We start from the raw sequence: 25,602 nt of genomic DNA on the forward strand, positions 1-25,602 counted from the left end.
TTCTAATCTAGCCAAAATTACACTCTTTATATTATTTTTTCTTGATTTTATGAGCTGCATAAATATTTTCAACCATTGTTAATTTTGTTAACGGGTGTTCAACTCCGCATGCTTTTAGCTGTGCCACGATACCTGAAACAATAGCGGCAGATGACGAGGTCCCGCCGAAATTTGCATACCCGTTCCGTGACGTTGATGCAATTGAAGAAGGAGCATAATAATCAACACATTGTCCATAATTAGAAAACGGTGCAATCCCTCCATTTTTATTTATTGACCCTACCACAACCACTGAACCTAATGCAGACAACTGATTAATTTCACAGGCTTCTTTACCAGAATTCCCCGCAGAAACAACAATAATAGGTGCATTTGATGCTGAAGCTACATCCTCAATAACCAGTGACGTAATACTAGATAAAAACGGTAAAACCCAACTACAATTGATAACATCCGCTTTCATCAACTTAGCGACCTGAAATGCCAATATTAAAGAAGATGACCATGTCGAAACCTGCCTTATAGCAATTATTTCACTGGTCGGTGCAAAGCCGTCAACCCCTACATTATCTTGCTTTGCCGCGATAACTCCAACAACGCGTGTACCATGGTAATCAATTGGATTTTTAGCACTGGCTGCTAATGTTTGTTTATCAGGGTCATATTCGAACAATACTGTTAAATCATCAAACTCTGGGTGAGTAAAGTCAAAGCCATCATCAATAATTGCAACCCGAACGGTATTCTTTGGTTTATCGCACAAAGGGACATTTTGTGGTGTAAGTGTATTGCTAGTCGGTACTCTTGTACCTGAAGTGATTAACTTTGTAACAGGTGCGATATCAGGTTCGATTTCTAACACATCTTGATGTTTGCTTAACGCTAAATAAACATCAAAAAAATATTCGGTTCTAGGTGTTACCCAATAAACCAATCTATTTCCTATATTAGCGATTACTTGAACTTGTTTTATTTCATCATGTAGCTGTGAAATTTCATCTACTGATAGCAAAGAGAGTATTATTATTTTTTTGTTAAATGCGTACTTTATACCTCTATCATCAATCAAAAAATCACTGTCATACTTGGCAAATACAACACTACCTTTAGAGCTTTTAAATTGCAGCTTGTCTAAATTCGCCTGAGCAGATACATCTTTTGCAAATAAGCACACAGCTATAATTAAACAACTGAAAACAATATGCCAATTAAGGTATTTCAACATAAGTAAATTACAACCAACAGAGCTCTTTCAAACAACATATAACTTATTCCCTGCACAAACATAATCGTTTTTTCATCATATGTAGAATACAGATTGCAAACTAAAACCTGTATTCTCACACATCAATTTCTTGGTGGATAAATCCCGTCCAGCGCAATACAAAAGTTTAGCGCTAAGCTAGGTTGCATATTCTCATGTGGCTGCCCAGCACCAGCGGTAGCAAAACTTGAGTCATCCATTAAGCCTATATCACTATCAAGGGGTGCGGTATATCTCAGTGTGCCGCCTGTTGCCCCAGTGTCAATTGACAGCTTATTGTTAGTTGGCTCTGCGGTGTCACCTGACTGACGTACTCCTGAAATACTGTGTGTGTGCTCAGGTAGCTGAGATGCGACCAATGTCTCTTGAGTTGACCCGCCAAAATAAGAGAATGGACGCAAAGATAGGCCAGGGGCTTGCCCTGCATGCATAGGTGCACGGCCTGCTAAATCGGGAAGGCCAAATGTTGTTCTACCATCACCTCCAAAATTAGTCCCTAATAAACTAAAGACTGCTGACATCTGTCCAATGCTTACAATTTGGCCATTACAAATTGACCAATATCGAGGACTGAACGTTGTGCCAAAAATACGAATTTCTCCAATAAATGAGTCTGCCATCTCTTATTCTCCTCTAGTTTCTTGATGGAAAAATGCCTTGGAGGCAAATAACAAAGTGAATGGCCAGATAAGGCATCATATTATTATGCGACGCATTACCTCCGGCAGTTCTAACAGCTGACTCGCTCATTTTTTGTACTTCACCTGTTACTGCTCCATTTAAATACGCCAATTCACCTTGAGGGCTTTTTGCAAGCACATTACTAATCGCAGTAGATGCGTTTGCACTGTTCTTACTTGCCTGTAAGCTATGAGTATGCGAAGGGATTTGACTCGTTTGTAAGGTAACGTCCTCTACACCCACTTTAGCTGTGAGTGGATAGTTTTGTAAGCCCGGCCCTTGACCAAAATGAACGGGGATACGCCCTCTCATATCAGGTAGCGCAAACGATGAGCGTCCATCTCCCCCGTATTGCGCACCTATAAGCGCAAACAAAGGCTGGTTTTGATTTACCGCCATAATGGTGCCATTACACATTGCCCATTTCCGCGGTGCAAAGGTCGTGGCCATCATTTTTATTTCACCAATAAATGATTCAGACATGCTTTCTCCTTATTAATTTCTTGCTGGGAAAATACCGTCAAGCGCAATACAAAAATTCAGTGCTAACAAAGGCTGAATATTAGTGTGCGACTGACCACCACCCGCGCTAGAAACAACGTCTTGCGCCAGCCCAGTCAGATTTACCGCTGAGTTATACGTAAATGGTTCAGTAGCAGTACCTTTGAGATCTTTAGAACTTGCAAACACTCTATCTGTAAAAGCTGGGATACTTACTGCCTCGGTACTGGTCGCTTGCACACTGTGAGAATGGCCAGCCATTTCAGCGACACTGATCGTGACATTTTCCACGCCATACTGATCACCTGCCGTGAATAGTCTACTTGGCTCACTTTTCATAATTCCTTGCCCGATTGGCGTTCGCCCTCGTAGGTCCGGTAATTTAAAATTACTCACCCCATTACCACCAAACTGGGTGCCTAGTAATGCAAATAAAGCGGCATTTTGGGTAGCCTGTATCTCTTGCCCATTGCAAAATGCCCAATTTTCAGGCGCAAAATTAAACGCAAAAGGCCGTATTTCTGACGTAAACGGATCAGCCATATAAATCTCCTTACTCACTTTTTTAAACGTGATAATTTACTTAATTAATTGACTTAACACGCCAACTATCTCTTTTGAGCAATGTGTATCTCATACTCAGTTTCACTATTTGGCGATAAAAACAATTCAGCTTCACCAAAGGCCTCATTCTCGAGCTTATAGGTACCTTGGCTTAGAGGCTCATTGGTCTTGCCGTTTAACAACACACTAAATGCATTCCATTCGTCACCATCAAGTTTTGATTTTGTAACCGATGAAACTTCTAACTCTACTTCACCATTTTGGCCTACAACTTTGACAACTGACCCTTGTGCACTTTCAACATTTTCAAACGTAAATTTTTCCATATTAAACCCCTATGCTTACTTTTACTTAGTTACACACCGCTCATTAATTTCACTGGGTGCGGGTACCACGCCATAAACTCATATGGCGGGCTAATTGATTCAACTTGAAACCCTAAACGCGCATACAACTGCTTAGCAGCAAAATTACGCTGCTCAACGGTCAGTGTTAAAGGTGCACCAGATTGTAGTGCAGCACTTTGAAACGATCGGATTATCGCTGAGCCAAAACCATGCCCTCTCGCACTTGGTAAAAAGCCAATATCGACGATTCGAATTTCATTTGGGCCAAAATCAATTGTTGCTTTACCTATCGCCTCATGATGCTTTTCAATAACGAAGTACATTGCATTGGGGAACTTATCTCCATACCCTTGGGTTTGTGCTTTAAACTGCATTTCTACAATTGACTCTACAAAATCTTTCTCACCGTCAATTAACTGTAAATCTTGTCGCATTGAACTATGCAGTTTTTCTAAAAATGGTTTATCTGCTGCATTTGACGGTCTTATGTTTAGGCCTTTTGGGATATTAAGCTTCATCATCTATTTATCTCCTTAGCTTGATTTGTACAGCAATATTCTTTGTTTTTAGATTCTATGATTAAACTCAATAGCCACTCATTGACATTGCAATCTATTACAAGGTTGATTCTTGGTGTATCGCCGTTATTTACTACAGAATGTTCTGCATCGGCATTTATATACCAACAGCTGTTCTGACTCATTGGAACTTCTAAACAATCTACTAAAAACTCAACATGTTCGGATGCCTCTAGAGAAATGTGAATACGTGCTTGAGCAGATAGGTCAATACTCAATCCAAGGTCTCGATGGGGTTTAATCAAAGAGTTAGGGGAAAGACGCATAAGCCGTGCAGATAAAATATCACATTTAAATTGTGACAATAATTCACGAACATAAGGTAAATATTGAAGGTGGTCGCCATCGATAAAATCTGAGCTAGGTTCAATTGCGAAAGATTGCAGAATCACATGTTTATCAGCGTGCTCTACAGGGACTCTTAAAGGCAATACATCCCAACTGCCCTGATAACATTGAGTGTTAACATGTTCAACCCATTCCAATTTTTTTGCTACAACTAAATCGTCTGCCATATTTTTTATATTATAAAATATATCAAGCTGGGCAAACAAAATGACTGGAGAGGTTATATTTTCATCGGCATTAACAACTTCAGAAATAAATATGTCATCATTCATTATTTATTTCTTCCCAAACAAAGAGAATGAACAAGTATTTAATCTTAAAAAAAGTGTGTACAGGGTGGGTATGAAATCGATTTCTGTATTTATATTGTTGCCGTATGTTGATCTATTTTCACTTGCTATAACGGCTCTAGCACATGACTCTAATTGCATTTTAAATAAAGGCTTTAAATGATTGATTTTTGGTTTTGTACGCCGTGAGCACGGCGTAAGCTGTAGACTATGTTTTTTCATACTTAAACATTCCTTTGAGCTTTTATTACAATATAAAATTATGTCATTAATTAACACTAGATTCAGACAACATAATAGTCCATAAGGTATAGAACGCAACTTTTATGGATATATTTCTTTAAAAATCAATGCCTTGTGTTAAAAACCTAAAGCCAATCAATTTATTTTTAACAAACTACCTATAAGTTTGGCACAAGTTAAAGATAAAAAATATTACACTCTATTACACTGCATTATTTATTACTCATAGCGAGTCTTTAGCTACTTATTTTTAATGGCGTCATGTTTATATATTGTACAATACGAGGCCTACTTCCCTTATTTGGACAGCTACCGTGAGGTAATGTATTTCGCCAAACAATTAAGCTACCTGCTTTTGCCGCTAATGGAGTGCTGTTGCATTTATCGAAATTAAAAGAGTGTGGATTAGTATTTTTAGGTAGGTTAGCTAGCCAGTCATCTATTTTTTTATGAAAGCCAGGTACACAACTAAACGCACCTTGCTCAGCGGCAACGTCAGTAAGGTACAGTAACCCTTGCGTTGCAAAGGTGAGTGGTTTATTAAAGTCTATATCCCAGTGAAGATTTGGCCCAGGAAACTGCCAACTTTCTGTCTGCGGTGGATTAAAACTAACCCTATCAGTGCTTACTATTAAGTTTTTTCTCCCCCAAAGTTGCTCAAAAACATCTCGAACTTGAGGAAGAGAACGTATAACTTGCATGGTTATATCATTAAATATTTGTACCATAACCCCCTGTTTAAGCGCATGACAGCTATACCATGAAGCGGGGTTGTTTTTATCCATTTTCAAACGTTCATAAAGCATATTACAAACGTCTTCACATAATTTTTTTGACACCAACTCTGGAATAATAACATAACCATTATCATCCCAGCTTTGCCAATGCACTGGCGTTAAAATATAGTGACGAGGCGTCTCTACTAATACTGTTTCATTTTTTATGTCTGTTTTCTCAAAAAATGAAACAATGTTTTTATTAAGCTGATTTATTTTTGCGTTTGAAATAGCTCTACCATGCGTTTTTTTTACCCAACTTTCAAATTCGAAAAAACTATCACTCGCAAAAATAGACTCTATAGTCGGTGTGAGCCCTAAGCCTAAAGTGTCCATAATCATGACATCAAGCGACCATTCATCTTCTATTATTTTTTTATCCGCACAGCCTTTTTTTTGTAACTGTACTTTGTGCCACATTCGCTTTAATTGAAATAGACCTAAGCGCCCAGTTTCTTTATAACAAGGAAGTGTACTCTGCGTTATTGTGTGCGGAGGTGGCACTTTTACTATCAACTCATTTTGCATAATAACTCCTTTTCCTTACCTGATTTTAGGCAAGTAAAACTCCTTAAATTGATTTATTAACACAATCTAAACTTTATTAGAATAGAGTGCTATATTATTGCGAGCAACGATTTTTTTAGCTAAATACAGGGAGCGATATGGATACTGAGTTACTGAACAGATACCGTAATGCGGTTACACATTTGCTAAATGAGCCAGCCGATGCGGGGTTGATGAAGCCTTTTATCAACGATTTAAAAAAATTACTTAGGGAATATTACGTCTATTTCAACTGACTTAGATATGAATGACTGGAATGATGAAAATACGTCCCAAGGCGTTGCAATTTCTCCTGTACAAGCAGCTAAATGCACTGAAGAGACTCTTCGCACACAAATATTTATGCAAGGTATTAAGCTCGCCATTGAAGAACGTTTAAAGGCAAAGACTGATGATATTCATATTCTTTATGCTGGTACGGGGCCTTATGGCACGTTACTTATTCCTTACTTAAGTCTTGCCACAAACTCACGTATAAAAGTCACACTCATTGACATTCACCCAGAAAACATCAGTGCAATTAAAAAGCTAGTAAAGCACTTTTCAATCACCCAAAACATTGTTGCAATTACATGTGATGACGCAACTTGTTGGCAAGCGCCCCCCTCTCAGCAATTTGACATCATTATTTCAGAAACTATGACAGCGCTATTAAAGCGAGAGCCTCAAGTGTTCATTTTCTCTCATTTATGCCAATACTTGCATAATACTGGCACCTTAATCCCACAAAATGTTTCTTTAAAGGCATGGCTAACACCTTTTAAATCTTTAATGTCTATAGAAGGGAGTATTACCACTAACATACTCCTAAAAGAGTTTTATTGCTTAAACATCGACGAAGCAAGGCGTTTAAATGCAGGGGATACATCCACCTTTAAAGGCAGTATGCTGATCCCAAATGGCGTTGATACTAATTACAGACTCAAGCTAACAACCGACATTCAAGTATACAAACACCATAAACTAACGGAAAATCAATGTAGTTTGAATATACCGCTGACTTTTTTACCTCATGATGCGCAGCTTCGTGGTGGTGAAGCTATTCATTATGAATACATAACACCTAACAGTGCAGACTTTATATTTACATTCCCAATAAAAAGTATCATTAAGACGGTAACTGAATTGGCAAGATTTACAGATCTCAATAACTTGGAATTGCCTGGTGTAAAGCGTATGTTTGAGCGTGCACAAGCAACTAAATCCGGTCACTCATTTAGTATTACCGACGATGAATGGGCATTATGGACAGAGCTATTAGATTCATTAACGCTGCCATACCATGAAACAACTGCAGCACTTTATCAGAGCCAAAGTATTGAAGAATTTGAACATTGGCTAGTCACTAACAGTAATCTCAAATCATTATGACTATTAGCACTGAACACAATACAGATAAGCAGTTAACTGAGGTTGAAAATATTTTAGCCTTTCTTACTGATATAGGTATAAACCACCGGTATGAAACGTTACACGAAAAGACTTTTTTACCCGGCCTTAAAATAGAACAAGGCACTTTATTACTTGATTTAGAAAAACTGTTATACCCAGGTGATATTCTTCATGAAGCAGGTCATATTGCAGTTACTTCAGAAGCGAAAAGAACTTGTTTAACAGGGGATATGAAAAACCATGATCATCAAGCGGCCGAAGAAATGACTGCAATAGCTTGGTCGTGGGCAGCAGCTTGCTATTTAAATATCGCCCCGGATATTTTATTTCATGAACAGGGTTATAAAGGGGCATCTGATAACTTAATCGAGGCCTTTACCAACAGCACTGGTTTTGGTTACCCTCTTTTATATTCATGGTTTATGTGTGAACAGCCCAATCACCCAAACGGTTATCCAAACATGTTAAGGTGGCTAAGAAATGACGCTTATACACAAGCTCAGCTAAAATAGTCGCAGTAGATTTTATAAGGAATATGAGTGCTTAATAACAGCCTTACGCCAAAGCAGCTAACTATGTTGTGCAACGATTTAGCACAACTTAGATTAATTGCCGATTTAACACTTGCGCCTAAAATGCCTTATTTTGCCAATAAACCCTACCCAATAGGGCGTTGTAGAGAAATTCGCGATGAAGTGTTTTCATTATTGCAAACACAACTACCACAAACAGATAAACCGGGTCTGTGCTTATTAAAAAAGCGTATTAACCAAGGTACCGATTTAAAAAAAGCATGGGGGTCATTACGAGATGAATACTTTCAAAACGCACTCATATTCGGGCCATGGTATATCGATGTTGCCAATGACACCGTTAATGCAAATAAGCCAAGAGTCGAAATTTTACCTTTGGCAACATCCAAATTTACAACAATTGAAAGTTTTACTCAGTTTATAAAAATAGCCCGTCCATACTGGCAAGTCGAAATATACAAAAATGATGTGTGCCCAGCTCTAGCACCTTATATGCCATTGCTTTGCGTAGGTAATAATGGATCTAGTTGGTTGGCGGCTGCTAACGATGACATGCTGAATGTTGCAATTAATAGTAATTTTGAAGAATCGAAACTCATTTTAAATTCTTTACCAAGCGCCCCCGATTCAATTACAAAGCGTTGGAAAGAAGTTCTATTACAATTCACTCATGAATATTACTTAACAGCCAAAGGGGATCCCACAGAGTTTTGCCTTCTTTATAGTAAAAATACAACTGAACCAGATCTCGCTCAACGTGATGCCGCTGTCATTGCCTATTCGTCTTTACCAAAGTCAGTTTAGCCTATTAAGTGGTTTACTTTAGGTAAGCAAGCCTTGTTGGTAACAAGGTAAAAATTCATTATTTAGTTGCTCTTTGTCAGAAGTTTTTAACGCCGTTAACGCCAGATTTAATACCACACATTGATTAAGTATTATTGCGGGTTGGTATAATATCTCATAGGCTGATTTTTGTATTTAGAAGGTTTATCTCTGTATCAATATAAATAACTTCCAATACTTCAGTGTATTAATGCTAAAAAAAATGAAGACAATCGATATTTCGTATCACAAAACTAATAAAATAATGCTATGGTATGTGTACCGAGTATGACTTCAAGGAATGGATCATGGACCAAATAAGAGTGCATGAGTATTTAATTAAAAAGCCACTTGTTCAAGTTACAAAACCGTTTGCTCAAGAGGTTGATGTTTATAAAGTGAATCATAAAATGTTTGCTACTCTTGCCGTTGGCAATGATGGTGAAACAAATGACGATGGAGAAATTATTTGGTGGCTTAATTTAAAGTGCGATCCCGATGAAGCACTTTCGTTACGCGACATTTTCCCTGCAGTGATCCCAGGCTATCATATGAATAAACGGTTATGGAATACTGTTATTTTAGATGGTTCGATTCCACAAGGCGAAATAGAACGAATGATCGATAATTCATTTAATTTAGTCGTGGAAAACATGCCAGAAAAAGATCGCAAAACAATAGAGCAGCATTTGTAAACGTCTACTTCTATTAGGGGCTAGCTTTCTAGCCCAATAAACCCACCTAACGTTGTTAACCTTTCAAGATTAGAATCTTCCAGTCTTGGGCTGTTTAATAGCCTTGATAAATTTATAACTTAGAATGTTTAACGCTGTTAGCGCCAGATTTAATCCCTCAAATTGATTATGTATTATTGCGCATTGGTATTAGACTTTGAGTGTGTAAATTAAATCATCATAACGCGTACCAGCAATAATATGTGATTGAGGTATAGCATCTGTCTGTGTTAATCCGCATTTGCTCAATACATTTTCTGAGCTTGTATTACCCCGTGTCACCACAGCTTTAAACTGTTTGATACCACATTCTTGCCACGCCCATTCGATTACGGTTCTTAACGACTCAGTTGCGTACCCTTTAGAGAAGTGTTTTGGTAAAAATAAATACCCTAGTTCGGCAGTTATTCCATCATAAGTAAAACCTGTAACACCTATAACCTCCTGTGTTTCATTGTTTATAACAGCAAAGCATAATGGATGGCGAGAATCTGGATCCCAAATAGGTAAGCGCTGCTCAAACCGCTGTCTCACAAATACTTCTTTTGGCATGTCAAAACAATATTCAAGCACGTCGGGTTCACGATGGAGCTGCAAAAAAACAGACCAATCAGCATCACTCAATTGCCGCATTTTTAATCGTTCTGTAAATAACTGCATAGGCCCTCTACAAATGATTATTAATAAAAAGCACGAAAAACAATCGCAATAACTTATAAATTCTTAAGTAAAAAACCGCTCACTTATAAAGTGAGCGGCTATAAATTATATAAAAACTAAGTAGAACCAATTAGCCTTTATATTTACTCATTACTAAAGTCGCGTTTGTGCCACCAAAGCCAAAGCTATTTGACATAACCGTATTGAGTTCAACATCACGACGTTCAGTAATAATATCTAAACCAGCCGCTTGCTCATCTAGGTCATCAATATTAATTGAAGGCGCTACAAAGCTGTGCTCTAGCATTAATAATGAAAAGATTGCTTCGTGAACACCCGCAGCACCTAGAGCATGGCCTGTCATAGCTTTAGTTGCACTGATCATTGGTGACTTACCGCCAAACACTTCTTGAATTGCACCAAGCTCTTTAACGTCGCCTACAGGTGTAGATGTACCGTGAGTATTTAAGTAATCAATACTGTCTACATCTTGCATAGCTTGGCGCATACAACGTGCCGCACCTTCGCCAGATGGAGCAACCATGTCGTAGCCATCTGATGTTGCACCGTAGCCAACAATTTCAGCGTAAATGTGTGCGCCACGCGCAAGGGCATGTTCAAGTTCTTCAACTACAACAATACCGCCACCGCCAGAAATAACAAAACCATCACGGTTTGCATCATATGTACGAGATGCTTTTTCGGGTGTTTCGTTGTATTTAGTAGAAAGTGCGCCCATAGCGTCAAATTCCATTGCTAATGTCCAGTGTAATTCTTCACCGCCACCAGCAAATACAACGTCTTGTTTACCAAGTTGAATTTGTTCTACCGCGTTACCAATACAATGCGCCGACGTAGCACATGCTGAGCTAATTGAATAGTTAACACCTTTAATTTTAAAAGGGGTTGCTAAACAAGCAGAAGTTGTACTTGCCATAGTACGTGGCACCATATAAGGCCCCACACGTTTTACGCCTTTTTCACGTAAAATATCAGCGGCTTCTACTTGCCATTTAGACGAACCGCCACCAGAGCCAACAATAATACCCGTGCGCTCATTAGATACTTGTTCGTCAGACAAACCTGAGTCTTCGATTGCTTGTGTCATCGAAATATAAGAATAAGCAGCAGCATCACCCATAAAGCGCATTGCTTTGCGATCAACATGGGCTTTAACATCAATATCAATTTTACCCGATACGTTACTACGTAACTTATAATCAGCAAATTCTTGGTTAAAAGCGATACCGCTCTTACCTGTTTTTAGCGATTCTAATACTTCTTCTTTGTTGTTACCGATACTTGATACAACACCGATACCTGTAATTACAGCTCTTCTCATGGGTAATTCCCTTAGCTTAATACTCAATTGTGTTCTATTTTACGCGAATTTAATCACCTAAGTGGTCAGCTTTCTAGCGTACACTTGTACTCTGAACCGCTAGCTTATAAATAACGCCAGACTATTACAAAGAAAACACGTAAAATAATTAAAAATATTATTTGTAAACCTTAATAAGTCATGATCAAAAACGCGCAAATACACTTTAATCACTCAGGTACTCCTGTTGCCAGCGACTTCGATGATATTTATTTTTCTGATGGCAATGGCTTGGCCGAATCCCATTATGTGTTTTATGATCAAAACAATATAGATACACGATTACAAAATCATGACCAGCCACATTTTGTTATTGCCGAAACCGGCTTTGGTACAGGTTTAAACTTTTTAAATACATGGCAACGCTTTACTGACCACCTTGCACGTCAACAAGTTCAAAATCAATTAGATAATGGAGTTAAACGCTTACACTTTATTTCATTTGAAAAATATCCACTGCACATAGACGATTTAAACAAAGCACTACAGGCATGGCCATCATTAAGCGCCTTTAGTAACAAATTATCTAAACAATACCCAATTAATTTAGAAGGATGCCACAGACTCGAATTTGACAATGGACTTGTTGTTCTCGATTTATACCTTGGTGATGCACTTGAATCAATACAAGCAATGAGCTATCCGCAAACAGGAATTGTTGACGCTTGGTATTTAGATGGTTTTGCGCCAAGTAAAAACCCCGAAATGTGGCAGCAAAGTTTATTTAATTCTATGGTCAATATATCAAGGGCAAGTGCAACCTTATCAACATTTACTTCAGCAGGTTTTGTTCGCCGTGGATTAATTGATGCAGGCTTTAGCATGCAAAAAACAAAAGGCTTTAGCAAAAAACAAAACATACTGTTCGCAAAGCTCAAACAAGCTAATAGTTCACAATCGGCTCCAGCTTATTTTAACCAAGATAAAAGCACACTTAAAAATGTGGCTGTAATTGGCGGCGGTATAGCCAGTAGCTGCATTTTATATAGTTTGGCTAAACGAGGCATAGCAAGCCAATTATTCTGCCAAGATGAAAAACCAGCTATGGGTGCATCGCATAATGTGCAAGGCGCTATCTACCCTCACCTACAAGCTAAAAATTCACCGCACAGCGAATTATTCGCACATAGCTTTTTATACGCTAAACGCCTATATAACAACTTACTTAGCAGTGGTTTTAATTTTGATTACGATTGGTGCGGCGTATTACAGCACGCAGTAAAAAAACCTCTCGCCGATAAACATGAAAACTTAGCACAAAAACAGCTATGGCCAACCCAGCTAATGCACAACGTAACCGCAGAGCAAGGCGACGAAATAGCCGGCGTAGAAACAGGTTATTCGGGCGTGTTTTTTGAACAAGGCGGCTGGGTTAACCCGCCGCAATTAGTAAACGCCATGTTAAGCGCTGCAAATAGCATAAACCCATTTAAAAGCGTATTTAACTGCAATATAAAACAGCTTAAAAAAACTGACAGCGGTTGGTTTTTATTAACGAATGATGAGCAGTTGGGTCCTTTTAGTGATGTAATTATGTGTGCAGGCGAGCACAGTGATGCATTTGAGCAAACAAAAGCGCTACCAATAGTAGGCGTACGCGGGCAAGTTTCACATATTGAGGCAAGTGAGCAATCACGCAAACTTAAAACAGTGCTATGCCATAAAGGGTATTTTACCCCAGCCTATTTAGATCATCACTGTATGGGTGCAACGTTTGAAAAAAATACTAAAAGCCGTCAAGTTACCGCGCTCGACAACCAATTAAACCAAGAGCAACTACTTAGCTTTTATCAGCAAAGTGAATTTGCCTCAACCCTTGGCAATATAACCTCGGCAAAAGCGGCTGTTCGCTGCACATTTATAGATCACCTACCAATGGCAGGGCAATGGTGCGAACAAAGTGATTACACTATGGCTTTTGCTAACCTACGTTTAGGTAAACGCTATCAGTACGAGCAACTTAATAAGCCACAACAAGGCCTACATATTTTTACCGGCTTTGGCGCCCGCGCTTTATGTAGTGCCCCACTCAGTGCAGAGCACCTTATTAGCTGTTTAAACAATGAGCCTCGCCCGTTAAGCGAGCGTGTTAGCCAAGCTATTCATCCTGCCCGCTTTATAGTTCGTGATTTAATACGTAATAAAATATAAAGGCATTTATGAAAGTATTATCACTGAGGATATTATTTTTAATTTTTGCAATATTTAGCAGCCCTAGCCAAAGCGCCATTACATAATAAAGGAAACAATACCCATCGAACCCTTTTCTATAACTACCAAAAACACAGTGTAAGAATAAGTTTGTACCAACGTGATTATGTGACCAGAAATCAGTATTATTATTGAAAAATAAACGTAAAATAGTCATTTTTATCATGCTCTGTTAAGTATCCAATTTAAACCACGTTATTTTATTTAATATTACTAATTAATCTCAAATTTACCCTTTAAAAATAAACGCCTACCCCAAGGTCTGTTTACACAGCACATTACTTTTCAATTTATTTATACCAACAGCATTAAATTAGTGATTTATTATAACGATGAAAAATAGCTTAATAACAAAGTAAAAATTATGACATAGAGTGATCTGTATAAATAATTTTAACAACGTTAGTAAGTTACTATCTTCGCCAGAATATTCACTTTTTAATAAAATTGGTACTAGTTAAGAAGGAATTAATTATGAGCAAGACCTTAATTATTGGCGCAAGCGGTAAAATTGGTAAAATGACCACTGAGTTATTATTAAAAAATGAACAAAATGTGGTTGCCCTAGTGCGTGATAAAAACAAGCTAAGTGATTTAAAAAGCCCTTTTTTAAGTATTGTAGAGCAAGATCTCGAAGGCGACTTTAGCAACGCGCTAAAAGGCTGCGATCAAGTTATATTTGCTGCAGGTTCGGGCGGTAGTACTGGCGACGACAAAACCGTTTTAATTGATTTATGGGCAGCAACTAAAGCTGCAAACTACGCCCGTGAACATTCAACAAAACACTTCATCATGGTTAGCTCTATTGGTGCAGACGATCCCGACTCAATAGATGGCGACTTAAAACCATACCTTGTAACTAAGCATATGGCTGATGAGCATTTAATTAACAGTGGCTTAAATTACACAATTATTCGCCCTGCTACATTAACCGACGAAAAAGCATCGTTAGCAGTAACAACCGAACGCCCTAAAGATAGTGACAAAGCTAAAATCAGCCGAGAAAATGTTGCTAATGCATTACTTCATATTGCAACTAACAGCCCAAATAGCAACCGTATTTTTGAACTGTTCGATGGTGACAAACCTATCAAATCCGCTGTTAAATAAACGCCAACAAAACCACAAAATTAGTACAATGTAATACCAATCCCTTAACCAGAACTCTGATTAAGGGATTTACTAACATATTGAACCATAATAATATTTAAATTTATTTATCTCTAGCCAGAGCTTTCAGTGAGAACAAAGTAAATTCAACGCAGTTAGCGCTTAAAATAACTACTTGAGATAGATTTATTGCCCAGAGTTCAAGTTAATTAAATATTACCTCAAGGCCCTGCCAAGCTAGCTGTAATGCCAGTAATGTTAATATGCATTTAAAAATACACTTAAATTTTTCTGTCGGTATACGATGCAGTAATCGAACACCCAACCATGTACCTAATGCACCACTTAAAATCATTGCTCCAACCAAAGGCAACCATTGCCAAAAGCTAAAACCAACCGCTGCATATACACCCGCTTTAAATAAATGTTGAACCGACATAATGCCAGAAAACGTCGCCGTAAATCGCAGCTTGCTGTAATTGCTCATGTGCAAGCAACTTCCAACGAGTGGGCCACTTGCCCCAACAAACATAGAAATAAACGTGGTAACAAAGCCGGAAAAAAAACGCCACACGACCGAACTGCTTTGTAACGCATTGGGGATTTTTCCCCACAATAAATAAATTACAAAAAGCCCCGCTATTAATTTCATAGCATCAAGTTGAATATCGACAATAACAAAACTCGATAATATAGCCCCTGCACTCCCTCCAAGCGTAAAATAAATAAACATTTTTTTGTCTATATGCTTAAAAGTGAGTAATAACCGATTTGTGTTCGAACCTAATTGCACAAGCCCATGTACAGGCACAACCAACGTCATTGGCATAAATGATGCCATTACAACAAGCAACATCAACCCGCCGCCGGCACCAAATGCAGCTGAAAAAAATGAAGTGAAGCCCGCTAACACAATAAAAACGCTCGCCAACAGAGGCGAAATAAGATCAGTGGTAAATAAATCCATCTGTAAACCATGCTTTTAATAGAGCCATAATAATGGCGATTAAATATACCAAGGTCTACTGCTATTTTTCATCAGCCTGAACAGCCATTTTACCTGCGTGTAATGTTACTTAATTTTTGCGCTTTATTTGCACATTTAACAAATACCCTATACCCCACTTCATTATTTGGATTAATCACGTGATAAAACTAAAATCAGAGTTTTTAAAGCTTGTTTTCATGAGTGTAACAGCCATTGGATTATCAGCATGTGGTAGCAATAACGACAAAGATACAACTGAAACAGAAGCGATTATTATTGATAATACTTCACCCAATACAACAACGACTACAGTAATAGAAGTAGACCCTTTTAATTTCGAAGGTGGTGCATTGGTATCAGCTATAACAACTCAATTGTGTACATTGAGTAATGGCGATGAAACATCATGCTATAAAATTGAGATTGCAGGTGCACCTGCAAATCATGAAATAGGTATTTTTTGCCCAAACACTATTACCTCAAATGCTGATGAAGCGGGTATTTGGTTTGATGGCAATGGCGAGGTATATGACATTACCGGTGATTTTATTTTAAATTTACCCGCATTATATAATGATAGCCACTGGCAACTTTATGACGAAAGCACAGGACAAGTAAATATCACAAATACGTATGCATCATGCGATGGTGCGGCAAGGCCCAATGTAGAAGAACAATACCAAAACCACTGCGTAGAATGTTCAATAGAGTATGTAAATGGTGGTATCTCGCAATCATTTTTAATACCTATAACCCCCGTAACCGCAAACCAAGCAAATAGTGTTGGTAGATCAAATATAGGCATCGCGCTTAATGGAGTTGTGTTAGCTGCTCCAGCCCCTGTAGATGCCATTTTAAGTGCCTATACCATAGCCGCATTTGATGATTGTGCAGGCCACATAAACCTTAATGAAGGCTACCACTATCATGGCGAAGCAGGTTGTAGCCAAACGCAAGCTCAATCAGACGGACATGCTGCAATGGTAGGTTATGCATTTGATGGTTTTGGGATCTTTGCCATGCTAGGGAGCAATAATACAGAACCAACTGATTTAGATGAATGCAGAGGACATTACGACGACACACGCGGCTATCATTACCATGCAGCAAGCGTCTCAGAAAATATGTTTATTGGTTGTTACAAAGGCGAAACCGCACAATAAAAAGGACAACAACATGAAAATGTTAACTATATCAAAAATGGTTATTGTGATTTTTACATTAGGCAACTCATTTTATGCGCTTAGCCACGCAGGCCATGGTAATACCGCACCTTGGCATGCATGTGAAAACAAAAACCTTAACCAAACGTGCACCTATACAACACATAATCAAAAAGCAACCGGTACTTGCCAAGCAATGAATAATGTACTTATGTGTGTACGTACTCAACCTCTGGAAAACATAATAGAAAAAGCCACTAAAAGGACGAAAAATGAAGTGACTCCTCAAAGCTCTGCTTATAAGTTAAGTAAACAGGCTACACATTAATATTTTAGCCACTATGACTTTCGAGTTACCCTGAGTTGAATGCAGCCTTGATTATTATGGTACAAAGACCACACATCATTTGGGAAAGCATAAAAATAGCCCGAGGAGCTAATCTGTAACGTCTTCGAGTTTTTTTGATAATGCGAGAGAGCTTCATACTGATGAGGGTGCGGACTACCATCGTTTGTAACCGCCTGCGCTTTACCAGAATCGTTTGCGATACACCCAACAGCAATAAACCATCGCATATGCTCTACCCGTTTAGTTCCCCAAAAATCGGTAGAGCGATTCTGCGTTGCTTGTTTAAATTTACGTTCAGTCATTCCCAACATAGACGATGCAAATCGAATAATGTCGCCCGCCGTTAATTTTCCGTCCTCTGTACCAAGCCAATCACATTCATCTTTACTATCTTGCCACTCACCTTCAGAGTCAAAAATATACCGCTCACCCTTATTCATGTAAATATACGTTGGAGTCCAATGTTGCTTAGCAAATACATTAACAACCGTCGATTCCCCAACCTCTAATTTTATTGTTGGCCAATATTCAGGATGTTCAATAGGCGATATTTCTTGACGCTTAAATACACTCTCGTGGAAATTTTCATTATTTGCTGTAATCACACAATCCACATTGCGCGGACGAGATCTAAACTTAGCAAATATTCCTTTAAATGAATTATGAAGTACGCCACAAGGATTTGGATTAAGCTGATTTAAAATGTTATCCCGAAAAAATAAACCGCTCTCCTGCGCTTCCTTTATCATCCACTCAAGTGCGATATCTGATAAATCTGTATCATAATACCCGCCACCTACATCGGAATGTACGCCCGGAAACCACATTTCTTTAACGTCTCGATCAACTAAATTCTCACTCCAGCGAGTAACACAAAAACTACTTCGCTTCTCATCCATTGCCATTGCGTGCCTAGCAATACTTATATGTTTTCCCAAACTAGTATCGTGAAAACGCCATGACGCAGGGTTATCCAACAAGTTAAATAGCTCCATGTCATTTGGTATACCCAATGCCCCCACCGTTTCCCATACGCCTATAAAATGAATAGGTAAGCTTTTTTTATTGTTAATATATAAACTCTTAGGGATCCTCTCTAGTTTTGACTTATAGTTTTCAAAATGTCCGTGGGTCTTTTCCCACCGCGCTTTGTTATTTTCAAGCTTATTAAAATCAAGTAGCCCAAGCCCTAACAGCCCACCTAAACTCCTCGCCGTAAATGCTCCTCGGCTAAACCCAAAAATAAATACTTTGTCGCCTTCGTTGTAGTTACTCGCTAACCAATGATAAGCACTACAAATATGCCTTTTTATACTTTTACCTAAAGCTCCATCAATTATAGAATCTTTTAGCCCCGTTTCTTCGCCCCCAAGACCTGGGTGGTAGTACAACTTTTGTGTGACTTCTGAATTATCTTTTTTCGCTAGCGCGTGGTAGAGCTTGACGACATTGGTTGGTGCGGGAGCACCATTGTCTTCTTGTTGAGGATTATTCCATGTGCCGTCACAGCAAATTACTAAGTTAGCCATAATTAACTTCCTTGCATCAATTAATGTTTATTATACCAATTCGCTTAATTAAGAGATTATTTTGAGCTAAGAAAATCGTATCGATAATAAGGCAAAAATTTCGTTATTTAGTTGTTATCACTCATTGCTCTGCATCCAGCATCGAGATGTAGTCGTATATCAGAAATTTTTACGCAGTTAACGCCAGATTTAATCCCTCAAATTGATTAAGTATTATTGCGGATTGGTATTACTTATTGTTACTTGAATTCAAGTATTAAGTGACAAACGTTAATTAGTCAAAAATAAAATCCTAAAAACGAAGATCTGTAGTTCAAAAACCTTTATTGGTGGAGCTGGGGGAGTCTTAACAGGAAGCTTAAAGCGCTGTTTTAAAAGAGCTTTAATATCAAAAACTGCAACCGAAGGTACTAACCGTGGTACTAAAAGCTAATATCACATTCGAATCTTTACGCTAAATTCGTTTAATAAAACTTTTATAACTTTTTGTCCTACATGTCTTCCCATAGATTATCAACATCTATATTTGGGTCTTTTTTCAGCTCTACTTTTTTAGTTTCTTCTGGCCATTCTATACTACTATCTCTTATTAAACCTTCCAGTGTAGTGTATGCAATAACGTTACCTTCATATTTAGTTAGCCATTTATTGCCATCCCACTCTATAAAATCGAATGTCCCAGCCCCTTCACCATATTTTACAGCCACAAAATAAAGACCTATCTCTGAAGGTTCATCAGTAAACCAATTGATGCTTTTCATTAATACTCTCGATTTAAATTGTCCTCTGAACACTTCGGCTCTTTTAGCTAAGTATTCAAATATGAAAAACTAACTAGCTCATACTTAGAATATAAAACTACTGCCAATCATAATTATTATGCTCAAAATCGAGCTCAAACAATTAAGTGAAATACTAAGCTAATTAATTTCATTAAACTCAATACCATTTAAACTTTTCACTTCAACTAATTGCTTAAATTCTTCACCACAAAATAGCCCTATCCCATCTAACAACTTAGATTTAAATAGCAACTTACTATCTATATCTGAATCAATAAATGCAAAGCTTTTAAAGCCACTTCTCAACCCTTTAGAGTAGTCCTCTATACATTTATCAAGATCTTCTTGCCCAAAAACACGCAAGTTAAAAAGTACCATTTCTGAGCCGTTTACGTCTATTTTAAGGAACTCGCCATATTCATCTAAAAAGTGATATAGGTAATCATAAGCTTCCTTAGATAATAGTAAAAAGCCACCTTGGATATAAATATCAACTTTATCATAATCAATAGATAACGGCTTAATAGGCATAACATCTGGCCATATATTAAGAATAGAATCATTATTGGCATGTAAATCAAAAATTTTTACCATAAACTCTGCCTCAGCAGTGTCCGTATTGCCTTTTAATGATTGATACATTGAATAAGGGTCAAAATCTAATATACCCCTTTGGTCATTCTTACAGTTAATTCTATATACTTTCATGACTATTAAAATCTCATGATTTTGATCTGCATGCATTGTTGTTTGAATGAGTTCATTTTTTTACAACTAAAGTGTCCCATTACCTGTTGAAAAATGCTTCTAGTTCATTTCAAAGCATTGTTAAAGTAGAGTTTTTAGCTTGCCACAAATAGCTTTATTGCTACTAAATAACGATGGCATATGACTCTATGCAGACATATCTGTATAGAGTCATAGTACCAAGTTATCACTCGATTATGGCTACTGTTGCCAATTTAGATCATTAGTAACATATTTAGAAAGAGCGAGTAAGCCACAAAATATGCTGAGCTTACCCTATCATTTTTAGCCAAGTTCTTCGAAAGGTGGTTTGAGCAGATCTTTTAGCGGAATTGGAACTCCATTTTCTTCTGCTTTTTTATACAATTTTATTAATTTCACTAACTCCAACTCATACATGTACGAACTTTCTTCGTAGTCATCTTTATCTACGGTCTCAGACTGAGATAAAAAATCATTATGCTTAATTGCAGCCTGTAAAGCTTGGATGCAGACTGATAGAGTTCTTGCCTCAATGCTAGGCATGTTTTGCTCCTTTTATTTTAATTCCAGCGTTATATGCCAGCTTATCAAGAGCTTCGATGAATCTATCTAACGGCATTTCAAAGTTCGGAGATATTGAGTAATGCCAACACTTTTTCCTTGCCATATAATGATCTTTGGTAATTATTAATTCTGAGGGGATATGGGTTCCTTTAGGGATTACAAAGTACTCCCAGTTTTTGTAGCCAAAAATACCTTCTTTGTCTACCAGAGATGTGCCTACCCCTTCCTCTGAAAGTACTACTTCCTTAGATCCCTCTTTAATAATAGTAACATCAGGCGCTCTAATATCGCCATTAGGCAGCTTCTTACTGTAAAAATCGGGGTATAAAGGATTAAGCTTATTGTCGACCTCAGAGTTATGAAGCCCTCGCCAAAGCGTCAGCTTTTTTTCTGCGCGGTAAATTTTTTCAATATCACCCCGACTGATTATAACTTGTTCCAATGTAATCATAATTAATTCCCTTATTTTAAATAGTCATGTTTGATCTAGCTGCACAGCATTTATACAATACGGAGTTTGTGTTGTATAGTTTATTTCTAGACTAAAGCCCACTATTGGTTTATCCAGTTAAGCACTTTGATAATGAAGTGTTCTAAAATATTTTTAGTATTAAACCTTTCTTTAAATAATTCAGCTTTCTTAGCTAAATACAGAAAATCACTTTCTACTATTTAACCCGCTCAACATATCAAATATCACTCGCGCAAATTGTTGGTTTCTTGTGGGATCTGACAGTAGCTGCATCATTTGTTCTTGGTGTGCATCACTGCTTCCTAAGATGGCGTCATCCATCGCTTGAGGGAAATCACCTAGCATTGCTTGCTCTGGGCTATTGTTTGCAATCTGGCTCATTACAGAGGCGTTTTCGGTTAGTTTATCGCGTACTGTATAGGCATAGTTAAGCATGTCTTTATTGGTTAGGTTATCAGTGATGAAAACCTCATTAAGCTTGTCGATTATTTGCGATAAAAACGCCTCTTTTTTATCCTTTGCTTTAGCACTACCCACATCATTACTTGGCTCTAGCTTATAGTCAGGCTCATCTTCTTTTAGCTGTATATCTTGTTGGCGTATTTTTGATAGGCGGTAATGGCTCATTACCACGTTGTCTAAATCAAGCTCATCTTCAGTTACTACTTTTTCACGTAACAGTGGGCGTAAGTGGCGGGCGAATAAGCTTAGCTTTTCCAGCTCTTTGTCGTCGTATTCCACCAGCTGCGACATAAACTCATAAAAGCGGGTAAAGCTGCCTAAATCCTTTTTGAATATTTCTAGGCGGTCTTTTTCTTGTTTGCACTCTTTAAAGCTTGTTTCTGCGTTAGCTATTAATACAGCGTCTTCAGTCTTTTTGGTGCGTTCAAACATTTCTTTGGCTTTTATATACGCCTCAATTGCAGATGCGTAACGCTTTTGCCAACGCTCTTTGGCTGGGTGAATAATATTACTTATCGCCGCGTTTGACTTGTTCTTGGTAAAGAAAGCTGCACAAAACTGCTCAACCTCTGACCACAAAAATATACCGCTAGCACGCAGCTTTTCAAATAAATCAAAAACAATCTGAGGGTCAGTAACATCAGCAAGCTCTGCGGTTTGGTAGTAAGGCTGAAATGCTTCTAATATGTCTTCAGGGGCATTAAAAAAGTCTAGTACAAACGTGCCTGTTTCAGCTTTACTTGGGTAAGTACGATTTAATCGCGACAGGGTTTGTACACACTCAACGCCACCTAGTTTTTTATCTACGTACATAGCGCATAGCTTTGGTTGGTCGAACCCTGTTTGAAACTTATTAGCCACCAGCATTACTTGGTAATCGTCACTATCAAAGGCTTTGCGCATATCGCGGCCTTTAAGATCAGAGTTCATATTTTTTTCAGTAAACTTTTTATCTAAAAATGCAGCGCTATCAGGATCGCTTTTAGTAAACTCAACTTCGCCTGAAAATGCCACCATAGCGCGTATTGTCGAGTAACCTGTTTTTTGCTCTGCTAGGGCTTCAGCTACATATTTATCAAATGCAAGCTTATAACGTACAGCCTCTTTGCGTGAGCCAGTTACTACCATTGCTTTAGCTTGTCCGCCTAATAAACCCATTACGTTATCTTTAAAGTGTTCAATAATCACTTTAACTTTTTGCGATATATTATGGTCGTGTAAACGCACCCATTGGTTAAGTTTTACCGCTGCCTTTTTACTATCAACCTCTTCATCTGCCGCTTCTATTTTTTGAGCGAGTTGGTACATCACCTTATAGTTAGTGTAATTTTTAAGTACATCTAATATAAAGCCTTCCTCTATTGCTTGGCGCATTGAATATATGTGATACGCCACTGGCTTATTTTGTTTTGATGGGGGTAGTTCTGGGTTAGGTAATCGGCCAAATAGCTCTATTGTTTTTGCTTTAGGTGTGGCAGTAAATGCATAGTAGTTAAGGTTTGCACTACCACGGCGGGCTGCAACGGTTGCATCGAGTATATCCTCTGACGATAACTCAACATCATCGTCAGCCTCTTCAGTCATTAGTACTTCTTTTAACTGGCGAGCTGTAGAGCCACTTTGTGATGAATGAGCTTCATCGGCTATAACCGCATAGTTGCGCTCTTTTAAGCTCGTGCTGTTTTCAATCGCACGTAATACAAACGGGAAGGTTTGAATGGTTACAATAATAATAGGCTGAGCGTTTTCAAGTGCACTGGCGAGCTTCTCAGATTTAGAGCCGTCACCTTCTTTATTATTAATACGCCCTACTACACCGTCTGCATGCTCAAACTGATAAATAGTATCTTGCAGCTGATCATCAAGTACTGTTCTATCTGTTACAACAATCACTGAATGAAATTGTTTATTACCTTGCTCGTCATACAGAGTAGAAAGCTGGTGGGCTGTCCATGCAATAGAGTTTGATTTACCTGAGCCCGCACTGTGTTGCACTAAATACTTGTTACCTGTGCCCTCTTCAATTGCCGCATTAATAAGCTTACTTACTACATCCCATTGGTGATAACGCGGGAAAATAAGCGTTTCTTTTTTGTATTTACGCCCTTCCCAATCTTCCTTGTCTTCTATTTGAAGGTGTACAAAGCTACCTAAAATATTAAGCAGATTTTTAGGCACTAACACTTCATTCCATAAGTAATCGGTTGCATAACGGCTAGTGTCTTCAGGTACATCATTACCTGCTCCACCTTCGCTTGTGCCTTTGTTAAAAGGTAAAAAGAAGGTGTCATCACCTGCAAGCTTAGTGGTCATATACACTTCGTATTGGCTTACAGCAAAATGCACTAATGCGCCACGCTTAAAAGTAAGTAACGGCTCTGTCTTTTTAGTCGCAGGGTCTTTAGGTAGGCGGGTTTGCTTGTATTGCTTAATTGCATTTTCAACCGCTTGTTTAAATTCTGATTTAAGCTCAAGGGTTGATACGGGTAAGCCGTTTATAAATAACACTAAATCTATGCGCCAACTTTTAGCTTTACTACCTGTTGCTGCCAAGTGCTCAGCATTCGCATACGGGCTATACACTAACTCTTGTACTATACGGCAGGTGTTTTGCTCATAACGCGCTAGGGTTTCAGGGTTTAGGTTGTGCTCTGGTTTAAATTGGCACAGTTCAAAACGCGCATTTCGAATTTTTAAACCATGGCGCAACACACCTAATACACCATACGTGCGTGAGGCTTTATCTGTGGCGTTTATATCGGCTTTTTTAAGTTGTGCCACCAGCGCTTCTAAAAAGTGGCGTTCAGGGTCATTGGGGAACACCTTACACAGCTTTTGCCACTCTTTAGGTTGGGTGTTTTTAACAAAGGCCAGCGCATCTTGTTCATACAAAGCGGTTTCGCAGTTATAGCCAGCGCCTGTGCCTTCAACCCAACCATTGGCTACCATTTGGTTAATTATATCGTCTTGAAAAATTCGTTCTTGCGTTGTATCTATCACTTTTATTATTCCTTATACGTGACTTATTTAACGTGTGAGTTTTTAACCTAAAATCAAAATGCCTTGCTCAGAGCGCACTTGGTAACACACCGCTAATATAGCTTCTAAATTATAATGCGCTACATCACGGGCTACATCTCGCGTGCCCTCTTTTCGAACTATTCGGAAATTCCTAATGGTTGCATTTTGTTCAAGTTCGCCTTCACTATAAATGTTACTTAAATGCTCATTTATAGTCGGTACGCTCTTTTGATAAAGCTCAGCTATTAGGTTTTGAGTTAGCCAAAGTGTTTCAGTTTCAAAGCGACACTCAACCTTAGTTTGGCCTTCGTCTGTTTCAAATAAAATAAACTGCCCAAGTGGCGGCGTAACATTGTTAGTCATTAGGTTGATCCCTGTTACGGACGTCTATTTTACCTGTCACTGCGGCAGAGATTAAGGCGGTACGGCGTTCTTTACTTAAACGAATCGTATTCTTAGATTTGGACACAAGCATATCCAACTTATTCATCGCCGTTTGTAAATATTCAATGATCTCTACTTGCTCAGTTAAGCTAGGGAG

26 protein-coding genes and 1 pseudogene are annotated in these 25,602 nt (G+C 38.2%); 8 read left to right on the forward strand and 19 right to left on the reverse strand.

The genetic code is table 11. The features are described from left to right. Positions 1-31: 31 nt before the first annotated feature. From P20495_RS10070 to P20495_RS10035, 8 genes are all read right to left on the reverse strand, one after another. Positions 32-1,225, reverse strand: coding sequence for a S8/S53 family peptidase (locus P20495_RS10070; protein WP_008136334.1), 1,194 nt, complete (start codon positions 1,223-1,225; stop codon positions 32-34). A 122-nt stretch (positions 1,226-1,347) separates the two neighbouring features. Next, the gene (locus P20495_RS10065) at positions 1,348-1,884 is read right to left on the reverse strand and encodes a phage tail protein (RefSeq protein ID WP_008136335.1); all 537 of its coding nucleotides are present in this window, start codon (positions 1,882-1,884) and stop codon (positions 1,348-1,350) included. 13 nt (positions 1,885-1,897) lie between these two features. Beyond that, positions 1,898-2,428, reverse strand: coding sequence for a phage tail protein (locus tag P20495_RS10060; RefSeq protein WP_008136337.1), 531 nt, complete (start codon positions 2,426-2,428; stop codon positions 1,898-1,900). A 12-nt stretch (positions 2,429-2,440) separates the two neighbouring features. After that, the gene (locus P20495_RS10055) at positions 2,441-2,989 is read right to left on the reverse strand and encodes a phage tail protein (RefSeq protein ID WP_007377728.1); all 549 of its coding nucleotides are present in this window, start codon (positions 2,987-2,989) and stop codon (positions 2,441-2,443) included. Between the two features lie 65 nt (positions 2,990-3,054). After that, positions 3,055-3,336 carry a hypothetical protein gene (locus P20495_RS10050; protein ID WP_008136340.1) on the reverse strand — a complete coding sequence of 94 codons (282 nt, stop codon included), beginning with the start codon at positions 3,334-3,336 and terminating at the stop codon, positions 3,055-3,057. 29 nt (positions 3,337-3,365) lie between these two features. Next, positions 3,366-3,878 carry a GNAT family N-acetyltransferase gene (locus P20495_RS10045; RefSeq protein ID WP_008136342.1) on the reverse strand — a complete coding sequence of 171 codons (513 nt, stop codon included), beginning with the start codon at positions 3,876-3,878 and terminating at the stop codon, positions 3,366-3,368. Continuing rightward, positions 3,875-4,555, reverse strand: a complete 681-nt coding sequence (locus tag P20495_RS10040) for an aspartyl/asparaginyl beta-hydroxylase domain-containing protein (RefSeq protein ID WP_007377725.1) — start codon at positions 4,553-4,555, stop codon at positions 3,875-3,877. Before P20495_RS10040 ends, P20495_RS10045 begins: the two co-directional genes overlap by 4 nt. 497 nt (positions 4,556-5,052) lie before the next feature. Further along, positions 5,053-6,120, reverse strand: a complete 1,068-nt coding sequence (locus tag P20495_RS10035; RefSeq protein ID WP_007377724.1) for a phytanoyl-CoA dioxygenase family protein — start codon at positions 6,118-6,120, stop codon at positions 5,053-5,055. Positions 6,121-6,402: 282 nt separating this feature from the next. Between P20495_RS10035 and P20495_RS10030 the strand changes: the two genes are divergently transcribed. The 4 genes from P20495_RS10030 to P20495_RS10015 all read left to right on the forward strand — a co-directional run bounded on the left by P20495_RS10030 (position 6,403) and on the right by P20495_RS10015 (position 9,601). Continuing rightward, positions 6,403-7,530, forward strand: a complete 1,128-nt coding sequence (locus P20495_RS10030; RefSeq protein WP_008136343.1) for a class I SAM-dependent methyltransferase — start codon at positions 6,403-6,405, stop codon at positions 7,528-7,530. Next, complete coding sequence (locus P20495_RS10025; protein ID WP_008136344.1) at positions 7,527-8,063, forward strand: hypothetical protein; 537 nt, start codon at positions 7,527-7,529, stop codon at positions 8,061-8,063. Before P20495_RS10030 ends, P20495_RS10025 begins: the two co-directional genes overlap by 4 nt. Positions 8,064-8,090: 27 nt before the next feature. Then, on the forward strand, positions 8,091-8,888 hold the full coding sequence (locus P20495_RS10020) for a hypothetical protein (RefSeq protein WP_008136345.1): 798 nt from the start codon (positions 8,091-8,093) through the stop codon (positions 8,886-8,888). 326 nt (positions 8,889-9,214) lie between these two features. Continuing rightward, positions 9,215-9,601 (forward strand): MmcQ/YjbR family DNA-binding protein, encoded by a 387-nt coding sequence (locus tag P20495_RS10015; protein ID WP_007377720.1) that lies wholly within the window; start codon positions 9,215-9,217, stop codon positions 9,599-9,601. Between the two features lie 189 nt (positions 9,602-9,790). Here the strand turns inward: P20495_RS10015 and P20495_RS10010 are convergent, their stop codons facing one another. Then, complete coding sequence (locus P20495_RS10010) at positions 9,791-10,300, reverse strand: GNAT family N-acetyltransferase (protein WP_008136347.1); 510 nt, start codon at positions 10,298-10,300, stop codon at positions 9,791-9,793. A gap of 130 nt (positions 10,301-10,430) precedes the next feature. After that, positions 10,431-11,642 carry a beta-ketoacyl-ACP synthase I gene (gene fabB, locus P20495_RS10005; protein WP_007377718.1) on the reverse strand — a complete coding sequence of 404 codons (1,212 nt, stop codon included), beginning with the start codon at positions 11,640-11,642 and terminating at the stop codon, positions 10,431-10,433. Positions 11,643-11,822: 180 nt separating this feature from the next. Here fabB and mnmC point away from each other — a divergent pair, with 180 nt between their 5' ends. Together mnmC and P20495_RS09995 are read left to right on the forward strand one after the other, a co-directional pair. Continuing rightward, positions 11,823-13,832, forward strand: coding sequence for a bifunctional tRNA (5-methylaminomethyl-2-thiouridine)(34)-methyltransferase MnmD/FAD-dependent 5-carboxymethylaminomethyl-2-thiouridine(34) oxidoreductase MnmC (mnmC, locus tag P20495_RS10000; protein WP_008136350.1), 2,010 nt, complete (start codon positions 11,823-11,825; stop codon positions 13,830-13,832). A 534-nt stretch (positions 13,833-14,366) separates the two neighbouring features. Then, positions 14,367-15,002, forward strand: coding sequence for an SDR family oxidoreductase (locus P20495_RS09995; RefSeq protein ID WP_008136352.1), 636 nt, complete (start codon positions 14,367-14,369; stop codon positions 15,000-15,002). 205 nt (positions 15,003-15,207) lie between these two features. Here P20495_RS09995 and P20495_RS09990 read toward each other — a convergent pair whose 3' ends face one another. Next, positions 15,208-15,969 carry a sulfite exporter TauE/SafE family protein gene (locus P20495_RS09990; protein ID WP_008136354.1) on the reverse strand — a complete coding sequence of 254 codons (762 nt, stop codon included), beginning with the start codon at positions 15,967-15,969 and terminating at the stop codon, positions 15,208-15,210. A 218-nt stretch (positions 15,970-16,187) separates the two neighbouring features. On the opposite strand from P20495_RS09990, the gene P20495_RS09985 reads away from it, so the two are divergent. Together P20495_RS09985 and P20495_RS09980 are read left to right on the forward strand one after the other, a co-directional pair. Continuing rightward, on the forward strand, positions 16,188-17,153 hold the full coding sequence (locus P20495_RS09985; RefSeq protein WP_008136355.1) for a YHYH protein: 966 nt from the start codon (positions 16,188-16,190) through the stop codon (positions 17,151-17,153). Between the two features lie 13 nt (positions 17,154-17,166). Continuing rightward, entirely contained in the window at positions 17,167-17,481 is a 315-nt protein-coding gene (locus P20495_RS09980) for a hypothetical protein (protein ID WP_008136356.1), read from the forward strand. 11 nt (positions 17,482-17,492) lie between these two features. Here P20495_RS09980 and P20495_RS09975 read toward each other — a convergent pair whose 3' ends face one another. From P20495_RS09975 to P20495_RS22290, 8 genes and pseudogenes are all read right to left on the reverse strand, one after another. After that, positions 17,493-19,031: a DUF2235 domain-containing protein gene (locus tag P20495_RS09975; RefSeq protein ID WP_008136358.1), complete on the reverse strand. Its 1,539-nt coding sequence runs from the start codon at positions 19,029-19,031 to the stop codon at positions 17,493-17,495. A 491-nt stretch (positions 19,032-19,522) separates the two neighbouring features. Then, positions 19,523-19,792 (reverse strand): hypothetical protein, encoded by a 270-nt coding sequence (locus P20495_RS09970; protein WP_008136360.1) that lies wholly within the window; start codon positions 19,790-19,792, stop codon positions 19,523-19,525. Positions 19,793-19,951: 159 nt separating this feature from the next. Continuing rightward, positions 19,952-20,557, reverse strand: coding sequence for a hypothetical protein (locus P20495_RS09965; protein ID WP_138950669.1), 606 nt, complete (start codon positions 20,555-20,557; stop codon positions 19,952-19,954). Positions 20,558-20,845: 288 nt separating this feature from the next. Next, entirely contained in the window at positions 20,846-21,085 is a 240-nt protein-coding gene (locus P20495_RS09960; protein ID WP_008136363.1) for a hypothetical protein, read from the reverse strand. Beyond that, positions 21,078-21,557, reverse strand: coding sequence for a hypothetical protein (locus tag P20495_RS09955; protein ID WP_008136365.1), 480 nt, complete (start codon positions 21,555-21,557; stop codon positions 21,078-21,080). The genes P20495_RS09960 and P20495_RS09955 overlap by 8 nt, the downstream gene beginning before the upstream one ends. A gap of 207 nt (positions 21,558-21,764) precedes the next feature. Then, positions 21,765-24,989, reverse strand: coding sequence for a type I restriction endonuclease subunit R (locus P20495_RS09950; RefSeq protein ID WP_050548472.1), 3,225 nt, complete (start codon positions 24,987-24,989; stop codon positions 21,765-21,767). A 93-nt stretch (positions 24,990-25,082) separates the two neighbouring features. Continuing rightward, positions 25,083-25,424 carry a RhuM family protein gene (rhuM, locus tag P20495_RS09945; RefSeq protein ID WP_008136368.1) on the reverse strand — a complete coding sequence of 114 codons (342 nt, stop codon included), beginning with the start codon at positions 25,422-25,424 and terminating at the stop codon, positions 25,083-25,085. Next, positions 25,417-25,602: pseudogene (locus P20495_RS22290) on the reverse strand (restriction endonuclease subunit S); the annotation flags it as partial. The pseudogene P20495_RS22290 and the gene rhuM, both read right to left, overlap by 8 nt.

It is taken from the genome of Pseudoalteromonas sp. BSi20495 (assembly GCF_000241185.1).
Lineage (GTDB): Bacteria > Pseudomonadota > Gammaproteobacteria > Enterobacterales > Alteromonadaceae > Pseudoalteromonas > Pseudoalteromonas fuliginea.

What these genes read in the sequence shown, in the direction of transcription:
- P20495_RS10070 (WP_008136334.1), bottom strand. Translation starts at nt 1,225, where the DNA reads ATGTTGAAATACCTTAATTGGCATATTGTTTTCAGTTGTTTAATTATA.
- P20495_RS10065 (WP_008136335.1), bottom strand. Translation starts at nt 1,884, where the DNA reads ATGGCAGACTCATTTATTGGAGAAATTCGTATTTTTGGCACAACGTTC.
- P20495_RS10060 (WP_008136337.1), bottom strand. Translation starts at nt 2,428, where the DNA reads ATGTCTGAATCATTTATTGGTGAAATAAAAATGATGGCCACGACCTTT.
- P20495_RS10055 (WP_007377728.1), bottom strand. Translation starts at nt 2,989, where the DNA reads ATGGCTGATCCGTTTACGTCAGAAATACGGCCTTTTGCGTTTAATTTT.
- P20495_RS10050 (WP_008136340.1), bottom strand. Translation starts at nt 3,336, where the DNA reads ATGGAAAAATTTACGTTTGAAAATGTTGAAAGTGCACAAGGGTCAGTT.
- P20495_RS10045 (WP_008136342.1), bottom strand. Translation starts at nt 3,878, where the DNA reads ATGATGAAGCTTAATATCCCAAAAGGCCTAAACATAAGACCGTCAAAT.
- P20495_RS10040 (WP_007377725.1), bottom strand. Translation starts at nt 4,555, where the DNA reads ATGAATGATGACATATTTATTTCTGAAGTTGTTAATGCCGATGAAAAT.
- P20495_RS10035 (WP_007377724.1), bottom strand. Translation starts at nt 6,120, where the DNA reads ATGCAAAATGAGTTGATAGTAAAAGTGCCACCTCCGCACACAATAACG.
- P20495_RS10030 (WP_008136343.1), top strand. Translation starts at nt 6,403, where the DNA reads ATGAATGACTGGAATGATGAAAATACGTCCCAAGGCGTTGCAATTTCT.
- P20495_RS10025 (WP_008136344.1), top strand. Translation starts at nt 7,527, where the DNA reads ATGACTATTAGCACTGAACACAATACAGATAAGCAGTTAACTGAGGTT.
- P20495_RS10015 (WP_007377720.1), top strand. Translation starts at nt 9,215, where the DNA reads ATGGACCAAATAAGAGTGCATGAGTATTTAATTAAAAAGCCACTTGTT.
- P20495_RS10010 (WP_008136347.1), bottom strand. Translation starts at nt 10,300, where the DNA reads ATGCAGTTATTTACAGAACGATTAAAAATGCGGCAATTGAGTGATGCT.
- fabB (WP_007377718.1), bottom strand. Translation starts at nt 11,642, where the DNA reads ATGAGAAGAGCTGTAATTACAGGTATCGGTGTTGTATCAAGTATCGGT.
- mnmC (WP_008136350.1), top strand. Translation starts at nt 11,823, where the DNA reads ATGATCAAAAACGCGCAAATACACTTTAATCACTCAGGTACTCCTGTT.
- P20495_RS09995 (WP_008136352.1), top strand. Translation starts at nt 14,367, where the DNA reads ATGAGCAAGACCTTAATTATTGGCGCAAGCGGTAAAATTGGTAAAATG.
- P20495_RS09990 (WP_008136354.1), bottom strand. Translation starts at nt 15,969, where the DNA reads ATGGATTTATTTACCACTGATCTTATTTCGCCTCTGTTGGCGAGCGTT.
- P20495_RS09985 (WP_008136355.1), top strand. Translation starts at nt 16,188, where the DNA reads ATGAGTGTAACAGCCATTGGATTATCAGCATGTGGTAGCAATAACGAC.
- P20495_RS09980 (WP_008136356.1), top strand. Translation starts at nt 17,167, where the DNA reads ATGAAAATGTTAACTATATCAAAAATGGTTATTGTGATTTTTACATTA.
- P20495_RS09975 (WP_008136358.1), bottom strand. Translation starts at nt 19,031, where the DNA reads ATGGCTAACTTAGTAATTTGCTGTGACGGCACATGGAATAATCCTCAA.
- P20495_RS09970 (WP_008136360.1), bottom strand. Translation starts at nt 19,792, where the DNA reads ATGAAAAGCATCAATTGGTTTACTGATGAACCTTCAGAGATAGGTCTT.
- P20495_RS09965 (WP_138950669.1), bottom strand. Translation starts at nt 20,557, where the DNA reads ATGCATGCAGATCAAAATCATGAGATTTTAATAGTCATGAAAGTATAT.
- P20495_RS09960 (WP_008136363.1), bottom strand. Translation starts at nt 21,085, where the DNA reads ATGCCTAGCATTGAGGCAAGAACTCTATCAGTCTGCATCCAAGCTTTA.
- P20495_RS09955 (WP_008136365.1), bottom strand. Translation starts at nt 21,557, where the DNA reads ATGATTACATTGGAACAAGTTATAATCAGTCGGGGTGATATTGAAAAA.
- P20495_RS09950 (WP_050548472.1), bottom strand. Translation starts at nt 24,989, where the DNA reads ATGGTAGCCAATGGTTGGGTTGAAGGCACAGGCGCTGGCTATAACTGC.
- rhuM (WP_008136368.1), bottom strand. Translation starts at nt 25,424, where the DNA reads ATGACTAACAATGTTACGCCGCCACTTGGGCAGTTTATTTTATTTGAA.